Below are 23,533 nucleotides of genomic sequence, written 5' to 3'. Positions count from 1 at the left end.
CCCGCTTTTAGGCGCGTGCGCCTTGCGCTATTCCTATAAGCCCCTCACAATTATAGATAGTAGGATTGAAAAGCGCAAGAAGCTATCTGTGGGTGTATCTGCTATTCCTCATGTTTAACAAGGACCCTTTTCATTTTCCTTGCAAACTCTCTTCTGGGTATCATCACACTATGGGCACATCCTTCACATTTAATCCGGATATCTGCACCCATGCGAATAATCTTCCAGCGATTGACTCCGCATGGATGAGGCTTTTTCATCTCCACAATATCATTCAGATTAAATTCCTTTTGTTCCACATTTACCCCTCCATATTTTCGCACTTTTTATATGTATTCTTTCTTTAAAAAATATCATCTATCACTAACCCTAGATTTTTAATAATCATTAAACAAATTCATTTTAACAAGTTCCCCTGCCATTTTACAGTTTTTTACCTGTTCTAACTTTTACTTCCCTGTTAATTTTCCAACTCAAAGACCCTTTGCCTAGGCTCAAAAATGGATAAAGGAACAACCGATTCCCGTTAATTTAAAAGAGATGTATAGATTAGTAAATATTTCCGTATACTGTTACTACTAATCAAAAGGGGTGTAACCAATGAAATTCAAACCTCAATTATTCGATCATAATAAAGCCAGCTCACCAAGAATCATGCATGATGAGCCGGCAGCAGCCAAGCAGCTGGCAGCTGAAATCGGCAAACATATGCCTTTGGGTATAAGTCAGCGGCCAATTGTGTTTGTATGCATCGGAACAGACCGTTCAACAGGTGATTCATTGGGTCCACTCGTAGGCACATTGCTTAAAGAGAAGGACATTTCCCCCTTTTACGTGTACGGAACCCTGGAAAACCCTATCCACGCGGTGAACTTAGCTGATCAGCTGAGTGATATCAAAAGGAAGCATATAAATCCCTTTATTATTGGGATTGACGCTTGTTTAGGCCGCATGAAAAGTGTCGGAGTCATTCAAATCGGAGAAGGCCCTGTAAAGCCTGGAGCAGGAGTAAACAAAGATCTGCCTGAGGTTGGCCATATGCATATTACTGGAATAGTAAATGTGAGCGGCTTTATGGAGTTCTTCGTACTCCAAAACACCCGTTTGCATCTTGTCTTAAATATGGCCAAAACCATTGCCAGCGGAATTCACGAAGCAAGCAGGTCTATCGAAAGAAAAAGTCTCCTGACCACCCTGAACTGGGACCTAAACGAGGAACAAACAACCTAGATCTCTGTATCACTTTAAAGCACCGGGGGACTGTCCCCCGGTGCTTTAAAGTCCTAAATCAAAAAAACTGCACGTAGTAATGCATAATCGTTACGATGATTCCGGTTACTAGTATACCTGGGAGCAGGTTGGCTACGCGGATTTTGATTATTCCAGTAAGGTTTAGCCCGATTGCAAAGATCATAACACCGCCTGTAGCGGTCATTTCCTTGATAAAGCTGTCCATTAGGACCTGCGGAACAAACTGATCAATTTGCGTAGCAAAAAGGGCAATCAGGCCCTGATAGATCACCACCGGCACAGCTGAAAACAAAACACCAATTCCAAGTGTTGTTGTCAATATAAGTGCAGTAAAGCCGTCTATAATAGCCTTTGTATAAAGAACATCATGATCATTCCTGATTCCGCTGTCCAGAGCGCCAATAATACCCATAGCTCCGATAACAAAAATTAAAGTCGCTGTAACAAAGCCTTGTGAAATACTGCCTTGTCCATTAGATCCAATCTTCCTCTCCAGCCAATTCCCAAGTGAATTCAGCTTATCCTCCAAAGCGAAAAATTCTCCAATTACAGCACCAAAGACCAAGCTTAGGATAACAATCAAAAAGTTGTCACTTTTAAAGCCCATTTGCAGTCCAAGAACCATCACAGCCAAACCAATCGCATGCATCACTGTTCCTTTCATCCCTTCCGGAATCCGGTTCAGCAGCTTCCCAAATAAAGTACCAATAATAATTAATACTCCATTCACGATTGTTCCAAGTAAAAACATTTCATTCACCTTATTTTCAAAAAATTCGTATTCGATGTGTTTTACAGTAACACTTTAACGTATTTCAGACAATCTTATTTTTGTAAATTCCAGCAAAAAAAATAAACCATCGAAAAAGATGGCTTAAGAGGAATGCTTATTTAATTCCAGCATATCTAAAATCCGCTCTAAGTCTTCCTTTGAGAAAAATTCAATCTCAATTTTCCCTTTATTTTTAGATTGCCTGATATTAACAGTCGTTCCAAATCTCTCTCTAAGGATGGATTCCTGTTCTTTAACAAATACATCCTTTTGCGGTTTTTCTGGCTTTTTCGTTTCACGTGAAACATCATTTAATTGCTGAATCAAGTATTCAAGCTGCCGGACATTTAACCCTTCCTTTATCACTTTATCTGCTAAAGTCATTAGTTTTTCTTTGTTTCGTAATCCTAAAAGTGCTCGGCCATGGCCCATAGAAATTTTTTCCTCAGAGATTAACTCTTGGATCTTGGGCGGCAGTGACAGAAGTCGGATATGGTTAGCAATGTGAGGACGGCTTTTCCCTAGACGCTTGGCAAGCTCTTCTTGCGTAATATTCAGTTTCTCTAATAAAAGCTGATAGGCCACCGCCTCCTCAATTGGGCTTAAATCTTCCCTTTGCAGATTTTCCAATACAGCAAGTTCCATCATTTGCTGTTCGCTCAATTCCCTAATGATGACTGGAACAGTTTCTAATTTCGCAGCTTTTGCTGCACGATATCTTCTTTCACCAACAACGATTTCATAACCTTTAATGCTTTTTCTCGCAATAATGGGCTGAAGAATTCCGTGTTCCTGAATCGATTGCTTTAGCTCCTCAATCGATTCCTCTTCAAAAATTTTGCGCGGCTGATAAGGATTGGGCCTTAGCTCCTTTACTTTTATCTCTTGAACAGCTTCTTCCTTTACTTCAAGATTTGTAAAAAAAGCGTTAAGTCCTTTTCCTAAACCTTTAGCCATTCGAAACCACTTCCTTTGCCAATTCTAGATAAACCTCAGCTCCGCGTGATTTTGGATCATAAGTAATAATTGGTTCTCCATGGCTTGGTGCTTCACTTAACCGGATATTCCGCGGAATAATGGTTTTATAAACCTTGTCCTGGAAATACTTTTTCACTTCTTCAATGACCTGCAAACCTAAATTCGTTCTGGCATCGAGCATGGTAAGCAAAACGCCCTCTATTTTCAAATCGTTATTCAGGTGTTTTTGAACGAGCCGTACCGTGTTAAGGAGCTGGCTTAACCCTTCAAGAGCGTAATATTCACATTGAACTGGGATAATAACTGCATCGGAAGCAGTCAAAGAATTTAACGTCAGCAATCCCAATGATGGAGGACAGTCGATAATGATATAATCATAGTCATCTTTGACTTCTTCAAGAGCCCTCTTAAGCCGCACCTCTCTTGAGATTGTTGGCACTAGTTCAATTTCTGCACCAGCAAGCTGGATGGTGGCAGGAATCGCATATAAATTTTCCACCCGTGTTGGATGAATTACCTTTGGCGCCTCTACATCATCTACCAACACATCATAAATACACTGATCCACATCAGCCTTTTCTATTCCAACCCCACTGGTGGCATTCCCCTGAGGATCGATGTCTACCAATAAAACCTTCTTCCCTATGTATGCTAAGCAAGCACCGAGGTTCACCGAAGTAGTCGTCTTGCCTACTCCGCCTTTCTGGTTCGCAATTGCAATCACTTTGCCCACGATGTCACCTACTTTCATCTTAAAATAGCCTTCTATTAATCAAGTAAAAGAGTTTCTGCAGTCATGTACTCTATTTTATCATGAAAAGTACTTTTTTAAGAAAAAAATAAGAGAAATTAAACGAAAGAGATCGTTTTAATTTCTCATTTGATGTTCTCTATTATGAAAGTAGTCTACTTCTTAGGAATTTTAATAGTTATTTGATAGAAATCTTCAAATTCCTCTTCAGATGAGTCTAAGTTAATTCCGCTGTCACTCACCATCGATAATGACTGACGAATGGTATTTACGGCAATTCTCATATCCTTGCTGAATGCTTTTCTTTTTGGCTTTGGTTTTGGGTTATTTTGCTCTAGAAGCTTAACAACCCTATCTTCGGTTTGCTTTACATTTAAATTTTTCTCGATAATCTCACTCAGCAGTTTCACTTGCTTTTCCGGATCTTTAAGCGGGATTAAAGATCTTGCATGGCGCTCTGTAATTGCCTTACATAATAATGCATCCTGAACAGGCTCAGGGAGCTTTAATAATCTGAGCTTGTTTGCAACCGTAGACTGACCTTTACCTAAACGCTGAGCCAAAGCCTCCTGGGTAAGATTATGAAGCTCAAGCAGCTTTCCGTAGGCAATCGCTTCTTCAATCGGCGATAATTCTTCCCTTTGCAAGTTTTCAATTAGCGCCACTGATGCGGTTTCCGTATCATTTAAGTTTTTTACAATGGCTGGAGCTTCCTCCCAGCCAAGCTTTTTCATTGCGCGCCATCTGCGTTCACCGGCAATAATTTCAAATTGGCCATTTTCCAGTTCCCGTACAACAATCGGTTGTATAATGCCGTGTGTATGAATTGTCCGTGACAGTTCCTCTATTCTTTCATCATCAAATACCGTTCTTGGCTGAAAACGGTTTGGAACAATATGTTCAATTGGTATTTTGCGAATCTCTTCGAAATCCCCAATCTTCTCTTCCTCTAATTGTTCTTGCAGCTTTTCTGTTTCTGCTTGCTCTTCCTTTTCGCCTAGGCCAAAAAAGCGTGAGAAAGAATGCTTCATCACCCTGCACCACCTTTACGAAACTCCCTAAATCAAATCCGCCTTTGTGGATTTGCGCCCAGATTTTTATCGGGCATTAACCCAATCATTTCCTCTAAAAAACCTGAGGCATCCGCTGGAGGCTTTAACTTTATTAAGCCAAGGATATATTCCTTCTTAAATTATTGCCTTTTATACATCTCACCATTTACAGAAGTGGGAGACTTCTGCTTAATAAAGTTAAATATTCTATATATAATTGACAAATCCTGCCGAATAGATTGCATTATTCAATAAAAAATAGCTTTTTTACTCTTTTAAGAAACAAAATGGCCATTTACTTTTCATTATGCCACAAGTTTTAAAAAATCGTAACCTCATTCAATAGGAGTTTTGTTCGGAGTACCTGGCTTTCTCGGGTACTTCTTCGGAGTTGCCTTTTCTTTTTTGATTATTAAAATATTCCGCTCACTTTCTTCTTCCGGCAATTTAAAAGTATGAGATTGTTCAAGGCTGCCCCCCAGGATCGTCAAAGCTTTTTTTCCAGCATCCAACTCCTCCTTGGCACTAGCCCCTTTCATCGCAACAAAGGTTCCGCCAATTTTGACAAGAGGCAAGCATAATTCACTAAGAACCGACAGTCTGGCAACGGCTCTAGCTGTCACAACATCATACTTTTCCCGATGCTCCTTTTTCTGCCCAAAGGTTTCCGCACGGTCATGTACCAGCTGCACATGTTCTAATCCTAATTCTTTTGTTAAGTGTTCTAAAAAGCCAATGCGTTTATTTAGTGAATCGACAATCGTTATCTTTAATTCAGGGAAGGCAATTTTAATAGGAAGGCTCGGAAAGCCCGCTCCCGCTCCAACATCGCAAATATGCAGGGGCTGATTAAAATCAAAATAAAATGCAGCTGTAATCGAATCATAAAAGTGCTTTAAATACACCTCAGGCTTATCTGTAATAGCCGTTAAATTCATTTTTTCATTCCATTCAACCAGCAGCGAATAATATGCTTCATACTGGCTGATTGCTTGCGGTGAAAGGGCAATTCCCTTTGCCGCAAGCATATCTTTAAATTGTTCTGTATTCATTGGACAATCCTTTCCGTCTCAAATGATCACATCTTACTCATTCGTAACCTTTGCAATCCGTCCTTGTTCAATATAGACAAGCAAAATTGAAATATCAGCAGGATTCACGCCAGAAATCCGCGAAGCCTGTGCGATGGATAGCGGTCTTACCTCTTTTAAATTATGTTTTGCTTCTGAAGCAATGCCATTAATGGCATCATAATCAATATTTTCCGGGATCTTCTTATCCTCCATTTTTTTCAGGCGCTCTACCTGCTGCAATGATTTATGAATATATCCCTCATATTTTATTTGAATTTCAACCTGCTCTTCTATTTCATGATCAAGCCGCTCTTCGCCGGGGATGAGCTGCCAAATATGTTCATAGGTCATTTCAGGGCGCTTAAGCAGATCGGATGCACGGATTCCATCCTTTAGTTCACTGCCGCCTAAGCTATTGATGAGTTCCTGAACATCCTTTGATGGCTTGATGATGATATTTTTCAAACGGCTGACTTCCTCTTCTACCGCATGCTTTTTCGCAATAAATGCCTGATAGCGGTCTTCCTTGATTAGGCCAATGGAATAGCCGAGCTCAGTCAGGCGCCAATCTGCATTATCATGGCGAAGCAATAAGCGGTATTCCGCACGGGATGTTAATAAACGGTAAGGCTCGACAGTCCCCTTTGTGGTTAAATCATCTATCATAACCCCGATATATGCATCTGCCCGGCTTAGAATAATTTCCTCTTTTCCTTGAATTCTTAAAGCAGCATTAACTCCTGCCATTAAGCCTTGGCCGGCAGCTTCTTCATATCCGGATGTTCCGTTGATTTGACCAGCTGTATAAAGGTTTTTCACCCTTTTGGTTTCAAGCGTTGGCCATAGCTGAGTTGGCGTGACTGCATCATATTCAATTGCATAGCCTGCACGCATCATTTGTGCATTTTCAAGGCCTGGAACACTTCTAATCAACTCATGCTGCACTTCCTCGGGAAGGCTCGTTGACAAGCCCTGGATATATACTTCTTCTGTATTTCTTCCTTCAGGCTCAAGAAATATCTGATGGCGCGGTTTATCATGAAAACGTACTACTTTATCCTCAATGGATGGGCAGTAACGCGGCCCTTTCCCTTTAATCATTCCGGAAAACATGGGCGAACGGTGAAGATTGGCATCAATAATCTGATGCGTTTTTTCTGTTGTATAAGTTAGCCAGCATGGAAGCTGATCGGTTATATACTTGGTTGTTTCATAGGAAAAAGCCCTTGGCGTTTCATCCCCTGGCTGAATTTCTGTTTTGCTGTAATCAATCGTATGACTATTCACCCTTGGAGGCGTACCTGTTTTAAAACGGTTTAATTCAAAACCTACTTCCTCGAGGTTCTCAGAAAGTTTAATGGAAGGCTGCTGATTATTTGGACCGCTTGAATACTTCAGTTCGCCCAAAATAATTTCTCCTCTTAAGAAGGTGCCTGTTGTAAGGATGACTGCTTTGGAGCGGTAAATAGCTCCTGTTTTTGTAATAACTCCTTTACAAACGCCGTCTTCAATAATTAATTCTTCAACCATTCCCTGAAGGAGTGTTAAATTCTGTTCCTGCTCCAGCGCTTTTTTCATTTCATGCTGATACATAAATTTATCTGCTTGAGCTCTTAGAGCCCGCACTGCTGGGCCTTTTCCGGTGTTGAGCATACGCATTTGGATATAGGTTTTATCAATATTCTTTGCCATTTCCCCGCCCAGTGCGTCAATTTCCCTGACTACAATTCCTTTTGCAGGGCCGCCTATTGACGGATTACAAGGCATAAAGGCAACCATATCCAAATTGATTGTAATAACTAGTGTTTTTGCGCCGATCCGGGCTGAGGCAAGGCCAGCCTCACAGCCAGCATGACCCGCTCCAACTACGACGACATCATATGTTCCTGCTTCATATGGCATGATGCTGCCTCCTTTTCAAATTTATTTCCCTAAACAAAACTGCGAGAATAGCTGGTCTATCAAGCTTTCATGGACACTGTCGCCAATGATTTCCCCGAGCAATTCCCATGTTCTTGTTACATCAATCTGAACGATGTCAATCGGTGTACCCATTTGAATCTCATTCAGGGCGCTATCAATCGACTGCAAGGCCTGATTCAAAAGGGCAATATGCCGGGAATTGGAGACATACGTCATATCCCCCGCTTCAATTGAACCTTCAAAAAATAGCTCTGCAATGGCCTCCTCAAGCTCATCAACGCCCTTATCTTCTAAAAGAGAAGTTGTCACTAGCTTATGGCTGCTTGCAAGCTTTTTTACACGTTCCATATCTATCACTTGATTAAGGTCGGCCTTATTTACGATAACAATGGCATCCATGCCTTCAATTGCCTTAAACAGATTTTCATCCTCTTGCGTCAATTCATCTGCATAGTTAAGAACTAATAGTATTAGATCCGCCTCGCGAAGGACCTTTCTTGATCTCTCTACGCCGATTCTTTCAACAATATCCTCTGTTTCACGGATTCCTGCTGTATCAAGCAACCTCAGCGGCACACCGCGCACATTCACATATTCTTCAATGACATCTCGCGTAGTTCCTGGGATATCCGTAACAATCGCCTTATTTTCTTGCACTAGGCTATTGAGCAAGGAAGATTTTCCAACATTCGGACGCCCGACAATGACCGTGGACAGTCCCTCACGCAAAATTTTCCCCTGCTGTGAGGTGCGCAGAAGCTTTTCAATTTCCTCTTTAACCAAAGTGCACTTTTCTAATAAAAGATGATGGCTCATTTCCTCCACATCATCATACTCTGGATAATCTATATTCACTTCCACATGGGCTAGAGTCTCTAAAATTTCCTGGCGCAGACTTCGAATCAATCTCGATAATCGCCCATCCATCTGTCCAAGGGCCACATTCATCGCCCGGTCTGTTTTAGCACGGATTAAATCCATTACAGCCTCAGCCTGAGACAAATCAATGCGCCCATTTAAAAAGGCCCTCTTTGTGAATTCACCGGGCTCAGCTAATCTTGCTCCATGGCTTAAGCACAGCTGCAGGACGCGATTTACAGATGCTAGTCCGCCGTGGCAGTTGATTTCAACAACATCCTCTTTTGTAAAGGTTTTCGGCGCTTTCATTACTGAAATCATAACTTCTTCAGCTACCTTCTCCGTTTTTGGATCAAGGATATGCCCATAGTGAATCGTATGCGAAACAACATTTAACAGCCTTTTACCCCCAACGCCTTTAAACAGCTGATCAGCTATGGCAATGGCCTTATCACCGCTTAACCGTACAATGGCGATAGCTCCCTCGCCCATTGGCGTTGAAATGGCAGCTATTGTATCAAGTTCCATTTTCCCACCTCTCTCCATTCCAAAATTGAATCCAATCTATGAAATAACGAATGAACTATTTTTATTTCTCCAAAATAATAGAATATCACATCATTTTTCTTTTAAAAAGAACTTAGATTTGACTTATCCACATTGTTCGTTGATTTTTTAGCCTTACCATTATCCACACTTAAAAATAAAATTATGCTTTATTTTAACTTATCCACATGTGAATAACAATAAAACGCTGTTTCTGGACTATGAAGATGGAGAATCCGTATAGCTTAATATTTGGGACACTCCCTTCCGAAGACATTCCGAATACATTTCCGAATGTCTTCCGAACCATAAAAAAAAGGCCCAACATCCGTTAGGTCTTTTTAGTGTCTTATTTATTTGGTATTTGGCGAAATTACTAGATAACGATGCGGATCATTTCCATGCGAATAAGTCTTGATCCTTTTGTTTTCTGCCAGTGCTGTATGAATGACTTTTCTTTCATAAGATGGCATTGGCTCTAAAGAAATATCCTGTCCTGTCTTAATGGCCTTTTGTGCCAGCCGCCCTGCCAGTTGGATGAGCGTATCATTCCTTCTCTTCCGATACTCCTGGGCATCAACAAGGACATTTAAGTATTGCTCAGAAAAGCGGTTCATAACCAGCTGTGTTAAATATTGCAGGGAATTGAGTGTTTGTCCCCGCTTTCCAATTAAAAGAGCGATTTTCTCGCCGGAAAGATTGAATTCGATATTGCGTCCATCTTCAATGACATCAACTATAATAGATGCACCCATCTTCTCGCTTACATCAAGCAAAAACTTCTTTCCTTCTTCAATTGGATTAATTTTCATGACTGCTTTCACAACAGCTGGACGGGATCCAAAAATTCCAAAAATCCCTTTTTTACCTTCATCGACTATCGTAATTTCTGCTCGATCCTCAGTAGTTTGCAACTGTTCCAGAGCAGATTTTACTGCTTCCTCGACCGTAACTCCCGTTGCAGTTACTTGTTTCACTTTTTTGCTCCTCCTGATTTCCCGGCGGCTGCTGCCTTAATTTCCGGTCCTTTAATAAAATAAGTCTGGACAATCATGAAGATATTCCCCACTACCCAGTACAAGGAAAGTGCTGCAGGGAAATTAATCGCAAAAATAATGATCATAATCGGCATCAGCCACAGCATCATAGCCATTTGCGGATTTTGATTAGCTGTTCCAGCCATCATCATTTTCTGCTGAATAAAAGTAGTTACACCAGCAATTAACGGCAAAATATAAAATGGATCTGGAGCACCAAGCTGGAACCATAAGAAATCATGAGCCTTAATTTCTTGTGTACGAACAATTGCATGGTAGAAACCAATTAGAATAGGCATTTGAATAACCAATGGGAAACATCCTGCTAATGGATTCACCCCATGCTGCTGGAACAATGCCATAGTTTCCTGCTGGAGCTTCTGCTGTGTCTTTTGATCCTTTGAACTGTATTTTTCTTTTAATTTTTGCATTTCTGGCTGCAGTGCCTGCATAGCCTTCGAGCTTTTTGTCTGCTTAATCATTAATGGCAGGATTAGCAGGCGGATAATAAGTGTTACTACAATAATTGACAGACCAAAGCTGCCGCCAAAAAATTCGGCACATTTTATAATAAATAGTGAAAGCGGATAGACAATATACTGGTTCCAAAAGCCTTCACTTTCAGAAGTAATCGGTTCATTAACCTGTGTACAGCCTGATAAAACTGAGATGATAAAAATAAGGCCGATTACAAGAAATACTCTTTTTTTCAAACGTTTTTTCCTCCTCGCTGCTTTGTTTTTTTCCCATGCTTGTCCACTTCTAAATAAAGGCTTACATTCATTATTCATTCTCTTTAAAAAGAGGGACCTTAAAATTACAGAAGATTATGGAAACCTAATATGTATTTTAACATTTTTGCTATGTTATGTCTTTAAAATAAAGGCGTCAAAAAAGAGACAAATTTCTTAGATCTCCGGTAATGCATTATTGCCTTTTTTGGGTCTATTAAATACCTTTGAAAGTTTTAAAACATGTATCAGGCTTTTCTTTATGTCATGAAATCCCATATCAGCGGTTGGCTTCCTTGCAATAATGATATAATCATAATCATGTTCAATATCATTTTCCAGCTCAAGAAAGGCTTGGCGGATATATCTTTTAACCTGATTCCTTGTCACTGCATTTCCGATCTTCTTGCTAACTGACAGACCAATGCGAAAATGGCTCTGCTCCGGTTTTTTTAATGAATAGATTACAAATTGACGATTTGCAAATGATTTTCCCTTTTTAAAAGCCTCTTGAAATTCATTATTTTTTTTAACCCTATATTCCTTCCTCACGCCAATTACCCTCCTTTTAAGAAAAGCGGAATGCGCCCGTTTAGCGGCGTATGGACTGGAGCCCTCCGACCGAGATAAAGGAAACACGAAGAGCGACAGCGCATTCGTGTTTGACTTATCGTAGGGAGGTGAGCGAAGTCGTCTCGCCGCTGGCGCATAGAGCTGGACAGTTTTCGAAGTAGAAAGTTGTATATTCTTACCTGGAAAAAAAGGCCACTGACATTTCAGTGGCCTAGGCAGATAATACTTTTCTTCCTTTACGACGGCGACGAGCTAATACGTTACGACCGTTAGAAGTGCTCATGCGCTTGCGGAAACCATGAACTTTACTTCTTTTACGTTTACTTGGCTGATAAGTTCTTTTCACTATATGACACCTCCCTGAGGATAGCTTTTAAGGACAGTCTTACTAATTATAAAGATGTTATAGGAATATTGTCAACTACGACTAAAAAATCCCACTTAGTGATTTTACCTTATTTTCTTTATCTTGTCATATGGAAAAAAATTATTTTTCTAAAACCCCCCTTATCCCCATTTTTCCGTTGTGGATATTTTAATCGACATTTTTTTATTATCCACAACAGATATTGACAGCTTTTTCACACAACCACTATATGTGGACAATTTCTATCCACACGCTGTTTTGCTTGTGGACAATATCATAAAAACCGTTGAACTTATTAGGATTATCTGTTATCATATTTGTGTTTTCACACTTAATAAACTCTTGTGCATAACTATATTATCCACAGAATGTGGATAACCTGTGGATAATAAATCCACACCAGTTAATAAAACTTGTCCACATCTGGTGGATATTGTCGAAATTCCGTTTTTATTCCTTATTATATTCTTTTCCACATTTACAGCTTTGAATAAAAATACAAACTCCGCTTTGGCGGTTTAAAAAGTATAGGTTGTACAGCCGTATAACCTATATTTTTCTTTGGAAGAAAACAAATCCAATCATAAAGTACCGTTCGTTTCAAAAGGAAATGAGCAAAGGAGGGTCATGATTTGGAGAACATTGCGGATCTTTGGAATAAAGCTCTGGCCAATATAGAGAAAAAAATCAGCAAACCGAGTTTCGAAACGTGGATGAAATCAACAAAAGCTCATTCGCTGCAAGGCGATACTTTAGTGATTACAGCCCCGAATGAGTTTGCGCGTGATTGGCTGGAGCAGCGATATTCCCAACTGATCGCTGAAATTCTCTATGATATTACTGGAGAAAGCTTAGCAGTAAAATTTATCATTCCCCAAAACAGCGGAGATGAGGAACATGATTTGCCTAATCCGCCAAAAAAAGTTCAAAAGGAAGAGGACCAGCATGAATTGCTGGGAAGTATGCTCAATCCGAAATATACCTTTGATACCTTTGTCATTGGTTCAGGAAACCGATTTGCTCATGCTGCATCCTTGGCAGTTGCAGAGGCTCCGGCAAAAGCATACAATCCTTTATTTATTTATGGGGGAGTTGGGCTTGGCAAAACCCACCTTATGCATGCTATTGGCCATTACGTTTTAGACCACAACCCGTCCGCAAAGGTTGTCTATTTATCATCAGAGAAATTCACGAATGAATTTATTAATTCCATTAGGGACAATAAAGCAGAGGAGTTCAGAAACAAATATCGTAAAGTAGATGTGCTCCTTATTGATGATATTCAATTTTTAGCTGGAAAAGAATCAACCCAGGAAGAATTTTTCCATACCTTTAATACGCTTCACGAGGAAAGCAAGCAGATTGTCATTTCCAGTGACCGTCCTCCAAAGGAAATTCCAACATTGGAAGATCGCCTGCGGTCAAGGTTTGAATGGGGGCTAATCACCGACATTACACCTCCAGACCTGGAAACAAGGATCGCCATACTTAGGAAAAAGGCAAAAGCGGAAGGTTTAGACATACCAAACGAAGTCATGCTTTATATTGCCAATCAAATTGATACCAATATACGGGAATTGGAAGGCGCACTCATTCGCGTGGTTGCTTATTCATCCTTAATTAATAAAGATATCAATGCAGATTTGGCTGCCGAAGCCCTAAAGGATATCATCCCGAGCTCAAAGCCGAAAGTTATTACGATTCTTGATATTCAGCGGGTGGTTGGAGAACACTATAATGTCAAACTTGAAGATTTCAAGGCGAAGAAGCGAACTAAATCTGTTGCATTTCCAAGACAAATTGCCATGTATCTATCAAGAGAATTAACAGACTTTTCATTGCCGAAGATTGGAGAGGAATTCGGAGGTAGAGATCATACGACAGTTATCCATGCCCACGAAAAAATCTCTAAATTATTGCAAACAGACGCTCAGCTGCAAAGGCAGCTCCAAGAAATAAATGAAATTCTGAAAATCTGATGTGTATAACTCTGCATGAATTACACACAGTCTGTCCACATGTGGATAGGCTGTGTTTCCTTTCGAAAAAGGCAGTTATCCACATATTAACAGGCCCTACTAGTACTTCTATTATTTTTTTAAAAGAAAAATATAACTATAAATGCTAAAAAAACGGAGGATTAAGAAATGAGATTTATAATCCAACGGGACCGCTTAGTTCAAAGCGTGCAGGATGTCATGAAGGCTGTATCCAGCCGTACAACCATTCCAATTTTAACAGGAATAAAAATTGTTGCTGATTCAGAAGGGGTTACCTTAACAGGAAGTGATTCAGACGTTTCTATCGAATCATTTATCCCAAAGGAAGAGGCTGGAGATGAAATTGCTGAAATTAAAGAGACTGGATCCATTGTTCTCCAAGCAAGATTCTTCAGTGAAATCATTAAAAAACTTCCTACTGATACAGTGGAGATCCGTATAGAAAATCAGCTGCAGGCTGTTATTCGCTCTGGAAAATCAGAATTTAAATTAAACGGGCAGGATGCAGAGGAATATCCGCTGCTGCCGCAAATCACTGAAGAAAATATCTTTAAAGTCCCGACCGACCTGCTAAAAGCGATGATCCGCCAGACAGTATTTGCAGTGTCCACCTCAGAAACACGCCCCATCTTGACAGGTGTAAACTGGAAGGTGGAAAATGGCGAATTAACCTGTATTGCAACAGATAGTCATAGGCTGGCACTGAGAAAGGCCAGGATTGAAACAGAAACAAACGAACAGTACAATGTCGTGATTCCTGGAAAAAGCTTAAATGAATTGAGTAAAATTCTAGATGACAGCAATGAATTAGTAGATATTGTTATTACTGAAAATCAAGTTTTGTTTAAAGCGAAGCATTTACTGTTTTTCTCAAGACTCCTGGAAGGAAATTATCCTGACACTTCAAGACTGATTCCGTCAGAAAGCAAAACGGATATTGTTGTCATTACGAAGGATTTCCTGCATGCGATTGATCGTGCATCTCTATTAGCAAAAGAGGGCAAGAATAACGTTGTTAAGCTTCTTACGAAAGAGGATGGAGTCGTGGAGCTTTCTTCAAACACTCCTGAGATTGGAAATGTTATTGAGGAAGTGCAGGGCCAATCGGTCCAAGGTGAGGATTTGAAAATTTCATTCAGTGCAAAATTTATGATGGATGCGCTAAAGACGATTGAGGGATCTGAAATTACAATCAGTTTCACTGGCGCTATGAGGCCATTTGTTATTAGACCAATGAATGACGAATCAATCTTGCAGCTCATTTTACCTGTAAGAACGTACTAAGAAGAGCACAGGCAGCCTTTTTTGCATGCGCTTGCGCTAGACACTTCTCGGGGCTGAACATTTATATTTTTTACTTTCTAAAAATAAGCTGCCGCCACCGGCAGCTTTTCATTTTAGCTTTTCTTTGTGTATTGGCAAAAAGTTTAGTAAAATAAAATATTGGAGCACATTCTAAAAATTGATTTGGTTTTACTAAAGGCAAGAGATCAAACCAATGGAAAGAGTGAAACGATGACAGAAATTAAAATTGATACAGAATATATTACATTAGGCCAATTTCTTAAAATATCTGACGTCATTTCATCAGGCGGAATGGCCAAATGGTTCTTAAGCGAATATGAGGTCTATATCAACGGAGAACTGGATCAAAGAAGAGGCAGAAAGCTAAGAGCCGGGGATAAAGTAGAAATCCCTGGATTTGGGTCTTTTCTTATTAGCTGATTGCAGCGGAAATCAGCGGTTTATAAACCGTTAATTCTTGAAAAGAAGCGAATGATGAGGATGCAATTAATATGTTTATAAAACAGTTGCAATTAAAAAACTATCGAAATTATGAGGAATTAGAGATTTCCTTTGAAGACAAGGTCAATGTCATATTGGGGGAAAACGCCCAGGGCAAGACCAATGTAATGGAATCTATCTATGTTCTTGCCATGGCTAAATCACATAGAACCTCAAACGATAAAGAACTTATTCGCTGGGACCAAGAATATGCTAAAATAGAAGGTAGAGTTGAAAAGGATCATGGGTCCATGCCCATGCAGCTTGTTATATCAAAAAAAGGGAAAAAGGCAAAATGCAACCATATTGAACAGCAGAAACTAAGCCAATATGTTGGGAATATGAACGTTGTCATGTTTGCACCTGAAGATCTCAATCTTGTAAAAGGGAGCCCTCAAGTCAGGAGGCGCTTCATTGATATGGAAATTGGGCAGGTTTCGCCTGTCTATTTGCATGATATCAGCCAATACCAAAAGATCCTGCAGCAGAGAAATCATTACTTAAAGCTGCTTCAGCTTAAAAAGCAGACTGATGAAACTATGCTGGAAATATTAACGGAACAGTTCATCCAGACAGCTGCTAAAATCGTGGCCAAGCGCTTTGAATTTCTAAGATTGCTTGAAAATTGGGCAATGCCGGTTCATGAGGGGATCTCAAGGGGACTAGAAACTTTGAAAATAGAGTATAAAGCCTCTGCAGATGTATCAGAAGAGCAAGATTTGTCGAAAATGATTAAAGGATACGAGGATAAATTTGCAAAGGTGAAAATAAGGGAAGTAGAGCGCGGAGTTACCCTGTTCGGCCCTCACAGGGATGATCTAGTCTTTTTTGTAAATGGGCGTGATGTACAAACATTTGGCTCCCAGGGCCAGCAAAGGACAACAGCCTTATCCCTTAAGCTTGCGGAAATAGAACTGATTCATTCTGAAATTGGCGAATACCCTATTCTCCTTCTTGATGACGTGCTTTCAGAGCTTGATGATTTCCGCCAATCGCACTTATTAAATACGATTCAGGGGAAGGTGCAAACCTTTGTTACGACGACAAGTGTAGAAGGAATTGATCATCAGACCCTGAAGGAAGCTGCAGCATTTAGTGTTGAAGCGGGAAAAATGAATAAGATTCAATGAGGTGGTCATTTGTACATCCATGTCGGAGAAGATATTCTAGTTCGATCCAAGGATATTATTGCAATTATTGATAAGCAAAGCATAAACTCCTCCAGGCTTGCTGAGGAATTTATCGAGCAGCATAAAGAATCTATTATTAACCTCTCAAAAGGGTCTTATAAATCTGTAGTTATCACCAGAAATGAAGTCTATTTTTCCCCATTGGCTTCCGGAACCCTAAAAAAGCGTTCCGATAAATCAGCCGCTGCCCAAGATTTTTAATAATACTTAAGTGCATTAAAACAGATTTAACTTGTGCGATATTTTTATTTAATCGTTACAGACCGATTTTTATATAGATAATTATTGTCAATGAAAGTGTAGGTGATCGATGTGTCAATGGAACAGAAGGCAGTGGAGGAGCAGTCCTATGATGCGACTCAGATACAGGTTCTTGAGGGTCTTGAGGCGGTTAGAAAACGCCCTGGGATGTATATCGGATCAACAAGTGCCAAAGGTTTGCATCACCTTGTTTGGGAGATAGTAGACAATAGTATTGACGAAGCGTTAGCCGGTTATTGTTCAGAAATTAATGTGTACATCGAAAAGGATAATAGTATTACTGTTGTTGATAACGGTCGGGGAATACCGGTTGATATCCAGGAGAAAATGGGCCGCCCTGCTGTTGAGGTTATTATGACTGTTCTTCATGCCGGGGGAAAATTTGGCGGCGGAGGCTATAAGGTTTCCGGCGGCCTGCATGGCGTCGGTGCCTCTGTTGTCAACGCACTTTCAACAGAATTAGAAGTATTTGTTCATCGTGATGGCCATGTACACTATATTAAGTTCGAACGGGGCAACACAGTAGAAGAGCTTAAAGTCATTGGTGAAACGGACCATACAGGAACGACTACTCATTTCGTCCCTGACCCGGAAATATTCACAGAAACAGTTGAATTTGACTTTGATACATTAGCCAATCGTATAAGAGAGTTAGCCTTTTTAAACCGTGGGCTAAAGCTTACGATTGAGGATAAACGCCCGGAAGGGAAAAAACAAGTCTACCAATATGAGGGCGGCCTTAAGTCCTATGTAGAGCTTTTAAACCGCTCAAGGGAAGCGCTCCATGAGGAGCCTATCGATATTCAGGGTGAACGTGACGGGATATCCATCGAAGTAGCATTTCAATATAATGATGGATACACCAGCAATATTTATTCCTTTGCCAATAATATTAACACTTATGAAGGCGGAACCCATGAGGTCGGCTTTAAGACGGCCTTAACGCGTGTGATTAACGATTATGCCCGCAGGGGCGGCCTCATTAAAGAAGCAGATTCCAACCTATCCGGTGAGGATGTGCGCGAGGGACTTACTGCGATTGTGTCTGTTAAGCATCCGGACCCGCAATTTGAAGGGCAGACAAAGACGAAGCTTGGAAACAGTGAAGTCCGGGCCATTACAGATACCGTCTTTTCGGAATCTCTTGAAAAGTTCCTAATGGAGAATCCATCGGTAGGTAGAAAGATTGTGGAAAAGGGCCTTATGGCCTCACGGGCACGCTTAGCTGCTAAAAAAGCCCGTGAATTAACAAGAAGGAAAAGTGCGTTAGAAGTATCAAGCCTTCCCGGAAAGCTTGCTGACTGCTCATCAAAAGATGCGTCCATTTCCGAACTATTTATCGTTGAGGGTGATTCTGCGGGGGGCTCAGCTAAGCAGGGGCGCGACCGTCACTTCCAGGCGATTCTTCCGCTTAGAGGTAAAATTCTGAATGTAGAAAAGGCCCGTCTGGACCGAATTCTATCAAACAATGAAGTAAGAGCTATGATCACTGCTTGCGGCACTGGAATTGGCGATGACTTTGATATTTCAAAGGCAAGATATCATAAAATCGTCATCATGACAGATGCTGATGTTGACGGAGCACATATTCGAACATTATTATTAACCTTCTTTTACAGATATATGAGACAAATTGTTGAAGCAGGATATATTTATATTGCTCAGCCTCCTCTATATAAAATACAGCAGGGAAAAAGGATTGAGTATGCTTATAATGAACAGCAGCTTCAAACAGTTATGGGCAGTCTCCCAAGCCAGCCTAAGCCAAATGTACAGCGTTATAAAGGTCTTGGGGAAATGAACCCTGAACAGCTTTGGGAAACAACAATGAATCCTGAAACAAGAACTCTTTTACAGGTTAATCTAGAAGATGCCATTGAGGCGGATGAAACGTTTGAAATCCTGATGGGGGACAAAGTAGAGCCTCGCCGTCAATTCATTGAGGAAAATGCGTTATATGTTAAAAACTTGGATATTTAAAGGAAGTACCCTGTAATTATATTAAGCTAAAATAGCTAATTTCCATAGTGACCAGGATAGTAGGCTATCCTGGTTTTTAGGATAAGAAAACAGAAACTTTATAAATAAAAGATTGCTTCACTTATAAGGGAGGTTCAAATAATGGCCGAAACTCCAAAGCCTCAGATAAGAGAAATAAATATAAGCAAGGAAATGCGCTCATCCTTTCTGGACTATGCAATGAGCGTTATTGTCTCTCGTGCATTGCCAGACGTGCGGGATGGATTAAAGCCTGTTCATCGCCGGATATTATATGCGATGCATGACCTTGGCATGCATTCAGACAAGCCTTACAAAAAATCTGCTCGTATTGTCGGAGATGTTATTGGTAAATACCACCCTCACGGGGACTCCGCTGTTTATGAAACAATGGTGCGTATGGCTCAAAACTTTAACTATCGCTATATGCTAGTGGACGGGCATGGGAACTTTGGCTCTGTTGACGGTGACTCCGCTGCCGCTATGCGTTATACCGAAGCACGGATGTCGAAGATCTCTATGGAGCTTTTAAGAGATATCAATAAAGATACCATCGATTATCAGGATAACTACGATGGAGAGGAAAAAGAGCCAGTGGTTCTTCCTTCCCGTTTTCCGAATTTATTAGTAAACGGCACCTCTGGAATTGCTGTTGGGATGGCAACAAATATCCCGCCGCATCAGCTCGGCGAGGTCATTGACGCAGTATTAGAGGTCAGTAAGGATCCTGAAATCACACTTCCGGAACTTATGGATATTATCCCTGGGCCGGACTTCCCGACAGCTGGAATCATTCTTGGCCGGAGCGGGATCCGCAAAGCCTATGAAACAGGAAGAGGATCTATTACTATACGGGCAAAAGTTGAGATTGAACAGAAGGCAAATGGACGGGAAACCATCATTGTCAATGAAATACCTTACCAGGTGAATAAGGCAAAGTTAATAGAAAAAATCGCAGAGCTAGTCAGAGATAAAAAGATCGACGGCATCACAGACCTGCGCGACGAGTCGGACCGCAGGGGAATGAGGATTGTTATGGAGGTCCGCAAAGACGCCAACGCAAGCGTCATCTTAAATAACCTCTATAAGCATACGGCGATGCAGACAAGCTTCGGAATTAACTTACTTGCATTAGTTGACGGAGAACCAAAGGTACTTAGTTTAAAACAATGCCTTGAGTACTACCTTAATCATCAAAAGGTAGTCATTCGCCGCAGAACTGAGTTTGAATTGCGAAAAGCAGAAGCACGGGCTCATATTCTCGAGGGTTTGCGCATCGCGCTTGACCATATCGATGAGATAATCTCTCTAATCCGCAGCTCGCAGACAACTGATATTGCCCGTGAAGGATTGATGACCAATTTCAATCTTTCCGAAAAGCAGGCTCAGGCAATCTTAGATATGCGCCTCCAGCGTTTAACAGGACTGGAACGCGAGAAAATCGAAGAAGAATACCAAAGCCTTGTTAAGCTAATTGCAGAGCTAAAGGCAATCTTAGCGGATGAAGAAAAGGTGTTGGAAATTATCCGTGAGGAACTAACGGAAATTAAGGAAAGATACAATGATGAACGCCGTACAGAAATTGTTTCCGGCGGAATTGAACATATAGAGGATGAGGATCTTATTCCTCGAGAAAATATCGTCATTACATTGACGCACAAAGGTTACATCAAACGTCTGCCAGTTTCCACCTACCGTTCGCAAAAACGCGGTGGCCGTGGAATACAGGGAATGGGGACAAATGAAGATGACTTTGTAGAGCATTTGATGACTACATCTACCCATGACACAATCCTTTTCTTTACGAACAAGGGTAAGGTTTATCGGTCAAAGGGATATGAAATCCCAGAGTTTAGCCGTACGGCCAAAGGAATCCCGATTATTAACCTTCTAGGCGGAATTGAAAAGGATGAATGGGTAAATGCCATTATCCCAATTGAGGAATTTGTGGATGATTGGTTCTTGTTCTTTACAACAAAACAGGGGATTTCAAAGCGCTCCCCTTTAACTTCATTTGCACATATCAGAAATAATGGGTTAATTGCATTAAATCTTAAAGAAGATGATGAGCTTATATCTGTTCGCCTGACTGACGGCCAAAAAGAAATGATTATTGGTACGAAAAATGGCATGCTGATCCGTTTCCACGAAGAAGACGTCCGTTCCATGGGTCGGACAGCAACGGGAGTAAAAGGAATAAGCTTAAGTAATAACGATGAAGTAGTTGGAATGGAAGTTCTTGAAGAAGACAGCCAAGTCCTCATTGTCACGAAAAATGGCTATGGCAAACGTACTCCATCTGAGGAGTATCGTATTCAGGGCAGAGGCGGAAAAGGAATCAAGACCTGCAACGTTACTGAGAAAAACGGTGAACTAGTCTCAATGAGAGTGGTAACAGGGGAAGAGGATTTAATGCTTATTACAACAGGCGGCGTCCTAATCCGTATGGATGTAAACGATATCTCAACGATGGGGCGTAATACGCAGGGTGTTAAGCTTATTCGTCTGGATGAATCAACGGAAGAGCAAGTGTCTACTGTTGCTAAGGTTGAAAAAGAAGAAGACAAGGAAGAAGAATTGACAAAACCAATTGAAAATGCCGATTCTCTTCCGGAAGAAGAGCTAATAGACACAGACAGTGAAGAGTAAAAGAATAGTTTCAAGGAAGGAACACAAATTTGTGTTCCTTTTTTTGTGTAAATTGGAGTAATATAGTATAAAAGGCTCAGGGATAATGGAGTGGAAACCATGCGGATAAAAATTGAAGAAATTCAGGAAGGATGCATCCTATCTGAGGATGTATACAGTCTGACCAATCGGCCAATAGTTAATAAAAAAACGGTTCTAACTGCTGATATAATTAAGGTCTTAAAAGCGTTCTTAATTAAAGAGATTGCGGTAGAAAAGCTGCTTGTCAACGGCTCGCCAATTACAGTAAAAGAAAAGATTGAAGAAGGCAAACCAGCAGAGCACGAAGCAGCCTCTTTTGAAGAAGTAAGGTTAGAAGAGTTATTTTTAATGGGAGCAAAGGAGTTTAAAAGCGAGTTTAAAAATTGGCAATCAGGGCTCCCAATTGATATTTCAAAAATTAGAGGCATTATGCTTCCGCTTGTAGAAAAATCTTTATCCTTTCCTTCAGAGATATTCTTTCTTCATCGTTTATCTAACGAAGCAGAGTATTTATACCAGCATTCAATTGCTGTTGGACTTCTTAGTGCGTTTATCGGGAAGAAATTAGGTTTTAAAAGAGGAGACATTGCACAGCTGGCCATTGGCGGATGTCTGTCTGACTCAGGGATGGCAAAAATAAAGCCAGTCATCTTAAATAAAACCAGCCAGCTGTCAGAACAGGAATTTGAAGAGATTAAAAAGCATACAGTTTATAGCTATAAAATGGTCCAATCTATTTCATTGTTAAGAGACAGCATTAAAATAGGTATTTTCCAGCACCATGAGAGATTAGATGGGAGCGGGTACCCATTTGGCGAAAGAGGGAATAAGATAAATAGATTTGCCAGAATTATTGCTGTTGCTGATACCTTCCATGCTATGACATCCAACAGACTTTATCGTCAAAAACAATCACCTTTTAAGGTATTGGAAATGATGATGCAGGATATGTTCGGAAAATATGATATCCAAGCAATGCAGGCATTGGGATCGGGTATTATGACATTTTCTATTGGAAGCAAGGTTAAGCTCTCAGATGGACAGGTTGCTGAAATTATTTTTATTGATGACAAGTCTCCAACCAGACCATTAGTCAAATTGATAAAAACAGAAGAAATCTTTCATTTAGAAAAGAATAGACAGTTATTTATAGAGGAAATTATAAAATAGTTAGACAACAGAATATTATTTTAAAAAAGTACTTGTCATGAAAAGCCTAGGTTGTTATAATAATTCAAGTCATCATTTATCAGTTGCTTAAATTTAACCTTTTTAAAAAAATGTTGACATTAAGTGCTGTGAGTGATATATTAATAAAGTCGCTTTTAAGAAGCTAAGTTCTTTGAAAACTAAACGAAACAGAAACGCCAACGTAAAACATTTGTCCCGTATGGGACTAAAAAGTGAGCTATATCAACTCTTTATTGGAGAGTTTGATCCTGGCTCAGGACGAACGCTGGCGGCGTGCCTAATACATGCAAGTCGAGCGAACCAATGGGAGCTTGCTCCCAGAGGTTAGCGGCGGACGGGTGAGTAACACGTGGGCAACCTGCCTGTAAGACTGGGATAACTTCGGGAAACCGGAGCTAATACCGGATAATACTTTTCTGCTCATGCAGAAAAGCTGAAAGATGGCTTCTGCTATCACTTACAGATGGGCCCGCGGCGCATTAGCTAGTTGGTGAGGTAACGGCTCACCAAGGCAACGATGCGTAGC

Annotated in this window: 21 protein-coding genes and 1 rRNA gene; 10 read left to right on the top strand and 12 right to left on the bottom strand. The window is 40.5% G+C overall.

What is annotated here, in order from left to right:
- Positions 1-101: 101 nt before the first annotated feature.
- Positions 102-299 carry a DUF951 domain-containing protein gene (locus AC1Q59_RS13880; RefSeq protein WP_492366441.1) on the bottom strand — a complete coding sequence of 66 codons (198 nt, stop codon included), beginning with the start codon at positions 297-299 and terminating at the stop codon, positions 102-104.
- A 301-nt stretch (positions 300-600) separates the two neighbouring features.
- On the opposite strand from AC1Q59_RS13880, the gene yyaC reads away from it, so the two are divergent.
- Positions 601-1,230 carry a spore protease YyaC gene (gene yyaC / locus AC1Q59_RS13875; RefSeq protein WP_492366440.1) on the top strand — a complete coding sequence of 210 codons (630 nt, stop codon included), beginning with the start codon at positions 601-603 and terminating at the stop codon, positions 1,228-1,230.
- Between the two features lie 58 nt (positions 1,231-1,288).
- Here yyaC and AC1Q59_RS13870 read toward each other — a convergent pair whose 3' ends face one another.
- The 11 genes from AC1Q59_RS13870 to rpmH all read right to left on the bottom strand — a co-directional run bounded on the left by AC1Q59_RS13870 (position 1,289) and on the right by rpmH (position 11,891).
- Positions 1,289-2,002 carry a DUF554 domain-containing protein gene (locus AC1Q59_RS13870; RefSeq protein WP_492366439.1) on the bottom strand — a complete coding sequence of 238 codons (714 nt, stop codon included), beginning with the start codon at positions 2,000-2,002 and terminating at the stop codon, positions 1,289-1,291.
- Positions 2,003-2,125: 123 nt separating this feature from the next.
- Positions 2,126-2,980, bottom strand: coding sequence for a ParB/RepB/Spo0J family partition protein (locus tag AC1Q59_RS13865; RefSeq protein WP_492366438.1), 855 nt, complete (start codon positions 2,978-2,980; stop codon positions 2,126-2,128).
- Entirely contained in the window at positions 2,973-3,734 is a 762-nt protein-coding gene (locus AC1Q59_RS13860) for a ParA family protein (RefSeq protein WP_492366655.1), read from the bottom strand. The genes AC1Q59_RS13865 and AC1Q59_RS13860 overlap by 8 nt, the downstream gene beginning before the upstream one ends.
- 173 nt (positions 3,735-3,907) lie before the next feature.
- Positions 3,908-4,783, bottom strand: a complete 876-nt coding sequence (gene noc, locus AC1Q59_RS13855; RefSeq protein WP_492366437.1) for a nucleoid occlusion protein — start codon at positions 4,781-4,783, stop codon at positions 3,908-3,910.
- 356 nt (positions 4,784-5,139) lie between these two features.
- Complete coding sequence (rsmG, locus tag AC1Q59_RS13850) at positions 5,140-5,856, bottom strand: 16S rRNA (guanine(527)-N(7))-methyltransferase RsmG (protein WP_492366436.1); 717 nt, start codon at positions 5,854-5,856, stop codon at positions 5,140-5,142.
- A gap of 33 nt (positions 5,857-5,889) precedes the next feature.
- The gene (mnmG, locus tag AC1Q59_RS13845) at positions 5,890-7,779 is read right to left on the bottom strand and encodes a tRNA uridine-5-carboxymethylaminomethyl(34) synthesis enzyme MnmG (protein ID WP_492366435.1); all 1,890 of its coding nucleotides are present in this window, start codon (positions 7,777-7,779) and stop codon (positions 5,890-5,892) included.
- Between the two features lie 21 nt (positions 7,780-7,800).
- Positions 7,801-9,186, bottom strand: a complete 1,386-nt coding sequence (gene mnmE / locus AC1Q59_RS13840; RefSeq protein ID WP_492366434.1) for a tRNA uridine-5-carboxymethylaminomethyl(34) synthesis GTPase MnmE — start codon at positions 9,184-9,186, stop codon at positions 7,801-7,803.
- A gap of 371 nt (positions 9,187-9,557) precedes the next feature.
- Positions 9,558-10,181 carry an RNA-binding cell elongation regulator Jag/EloR gene (gene jag, locus AC1Q59_RS13835; RefSeq protein WP_492366433.1) on the bottom strand — a complete coding sequence of 208 codons (624 nt, stop codon included), beginning with the start codon at positions 10,179-10,181 and terminating at the stop codon, positions 9,558-9,560.
- Positions 10,178-10,954, bottom strand: coding sequence for a YidC family membrane integrase SpoIIIJ (spoIIIJ, locus tag AC1Q59_RS13830; protein WP_492366432.1), 777 nt, complete (start codon positions 10,952-10,954; stop codon positions 10,178-10,180). Before spoIIIJ ends, jag begins: the two co-directional genes overlap by 4 nt.
- Positions 10,955-11,149: 195 nt before the next feature.
- Complete coding sequence (rnpA, locus tag AC1Q59_RS13825; RefSeq protein WP_492366431.1) at positions 11,150-11,524, bottom strand: ribonuclease P protein component; 375 nt, start codon at positions 11,522-11,524, stop codon at positions 11,150-11,152.
- 232 nt (positions 11,525-11,756) lie between these two features.
- Positions 11,757-11,891, bottom strand: coding sequence for a 50S ribosomal protein L34 (gene rpmH / locus AC1Q59_RS13820; RefSeq protein WP_492366430.1), 135 nt, complete (start codon positions 11,889-11,891; stop codon positions 11,757-11,759).
- Between the two features lie 653 nt (positions 11,892-12,544).
- Between rpmH and dnaA the strand changes: the two genes are divergently transcribed.
- The 9 genes from dnaA to AC1Q59_RS13775 form a co-directional block, all read left to right on the top strand.
- Complete coding sequence (gene dnaA / locus AC1Q59_RS13815; RefSeq protein ID WP_492366429.1) at positions 12,545-13,891, top strand: chromosomal replication initiator protein DnaA; 1,347 nt, start codon at positions 12,545-12,547, stop codon at positions 13,889-13,891.
- A gap of 168 nt (positions 13,892-14,059) precedes the next feature.
- Positions 14,060-15,196, top strand: a complete 1,137-nt coding sequence (gene dnaN / locus AC1Q59_RS13810; protein ID WP_492366428.1) for a DNA polymerase III subunit beta — start codon at positions 14,060-14,062, stop codon at positions 15,194-15,196.
- Between the two features lie 231 nt (positions 15,197-15,427).
- Positions 15,428-15,637 carry a S4 domain-containing protein YaaA gene (gene yaaA, locus AC1Q59_RS13805; protein ID WP_492366427.1) on the top strand — a complete coding sequence of 70 codons (210 nt, stop codon included), beginning with the start codon at positions 15,428-15,430 and terminating at the stop codon, positions 15,635-15,637.
- A gap of 71 nt (positions 15,638-15,708) precedes the next feature.
- A complete protein-coding gene (recF, locus tag AC1Q59_RS13800; protein WP_492366426.1) occupies positions 15,709-16,827 on the top strand; it encodes a DNA replication/repair protein RecF in 1,119 nt (372 codons plus the stop codon).
- A 9-nt stretch (positions 16,828-16,836) separates the two neighbouring features.
- A complete protein-coding gene (gene remB, locus AC1Q59_RS13795; RefSeq protein ID WP_492366425.1) occupies positions 16,837-17,088 on the top strand; it encodes an extracellular matrix regulator RemB in 252 nt (83 codons plus the stop codon).
- Between the two features lie 117 nt (positions 17,089-17,205).
- Entirely contained in the window at positions 17,206-19,128 is a 1,923-nt protein-coding gene (gene gyrB, locus AC1Q59_RS13790) for a DNA topoisomerase (ATP-hydrolyzing) subunit B (RefSeq protein WP_492366654.1), read from the top strand.
- Positions 19,129-19,269: 141 nt separating this feature from the next.
- The gene (gene gyrA / locus AC1Q59_RS13785) at positions 19,270-21,795 is read left to right on the top strand and encodes a DNA gyrase subunit A (protein WP_492366424.1); all 2,526 of its coding nucleotides are present in this window, start codon (positions 19,270-19,272) and stop codon (positions 21,793-21,795) included.
- A gap of 99 nt (positions 21,796-21,894) precedes the next feature.
- Positions 21,895-22,986, top strand: a complete 1,092-nt coding sequence (locus AC1Q59_RS13780) for an HD-GYP domain-containing protein (protein ID WP_492366423.1) — start codon at positions 21,895-21,897, stop codon at positions 22,984-22,986.
- A gap of 251 nt (positions 22,987-23,237) precedes the next feature.
- Positions 23,238-23,533, top strand: a 16S ribosomal RNA gene (locus AC1Q59_RS13775); the annotation flags it as partial.

Source organism: Cytobacillus sp. MT66 (assembly GCF_058792595.1).
This window is presented reverse-complemented; position numbering and strand designations above follow the sequence as displayed.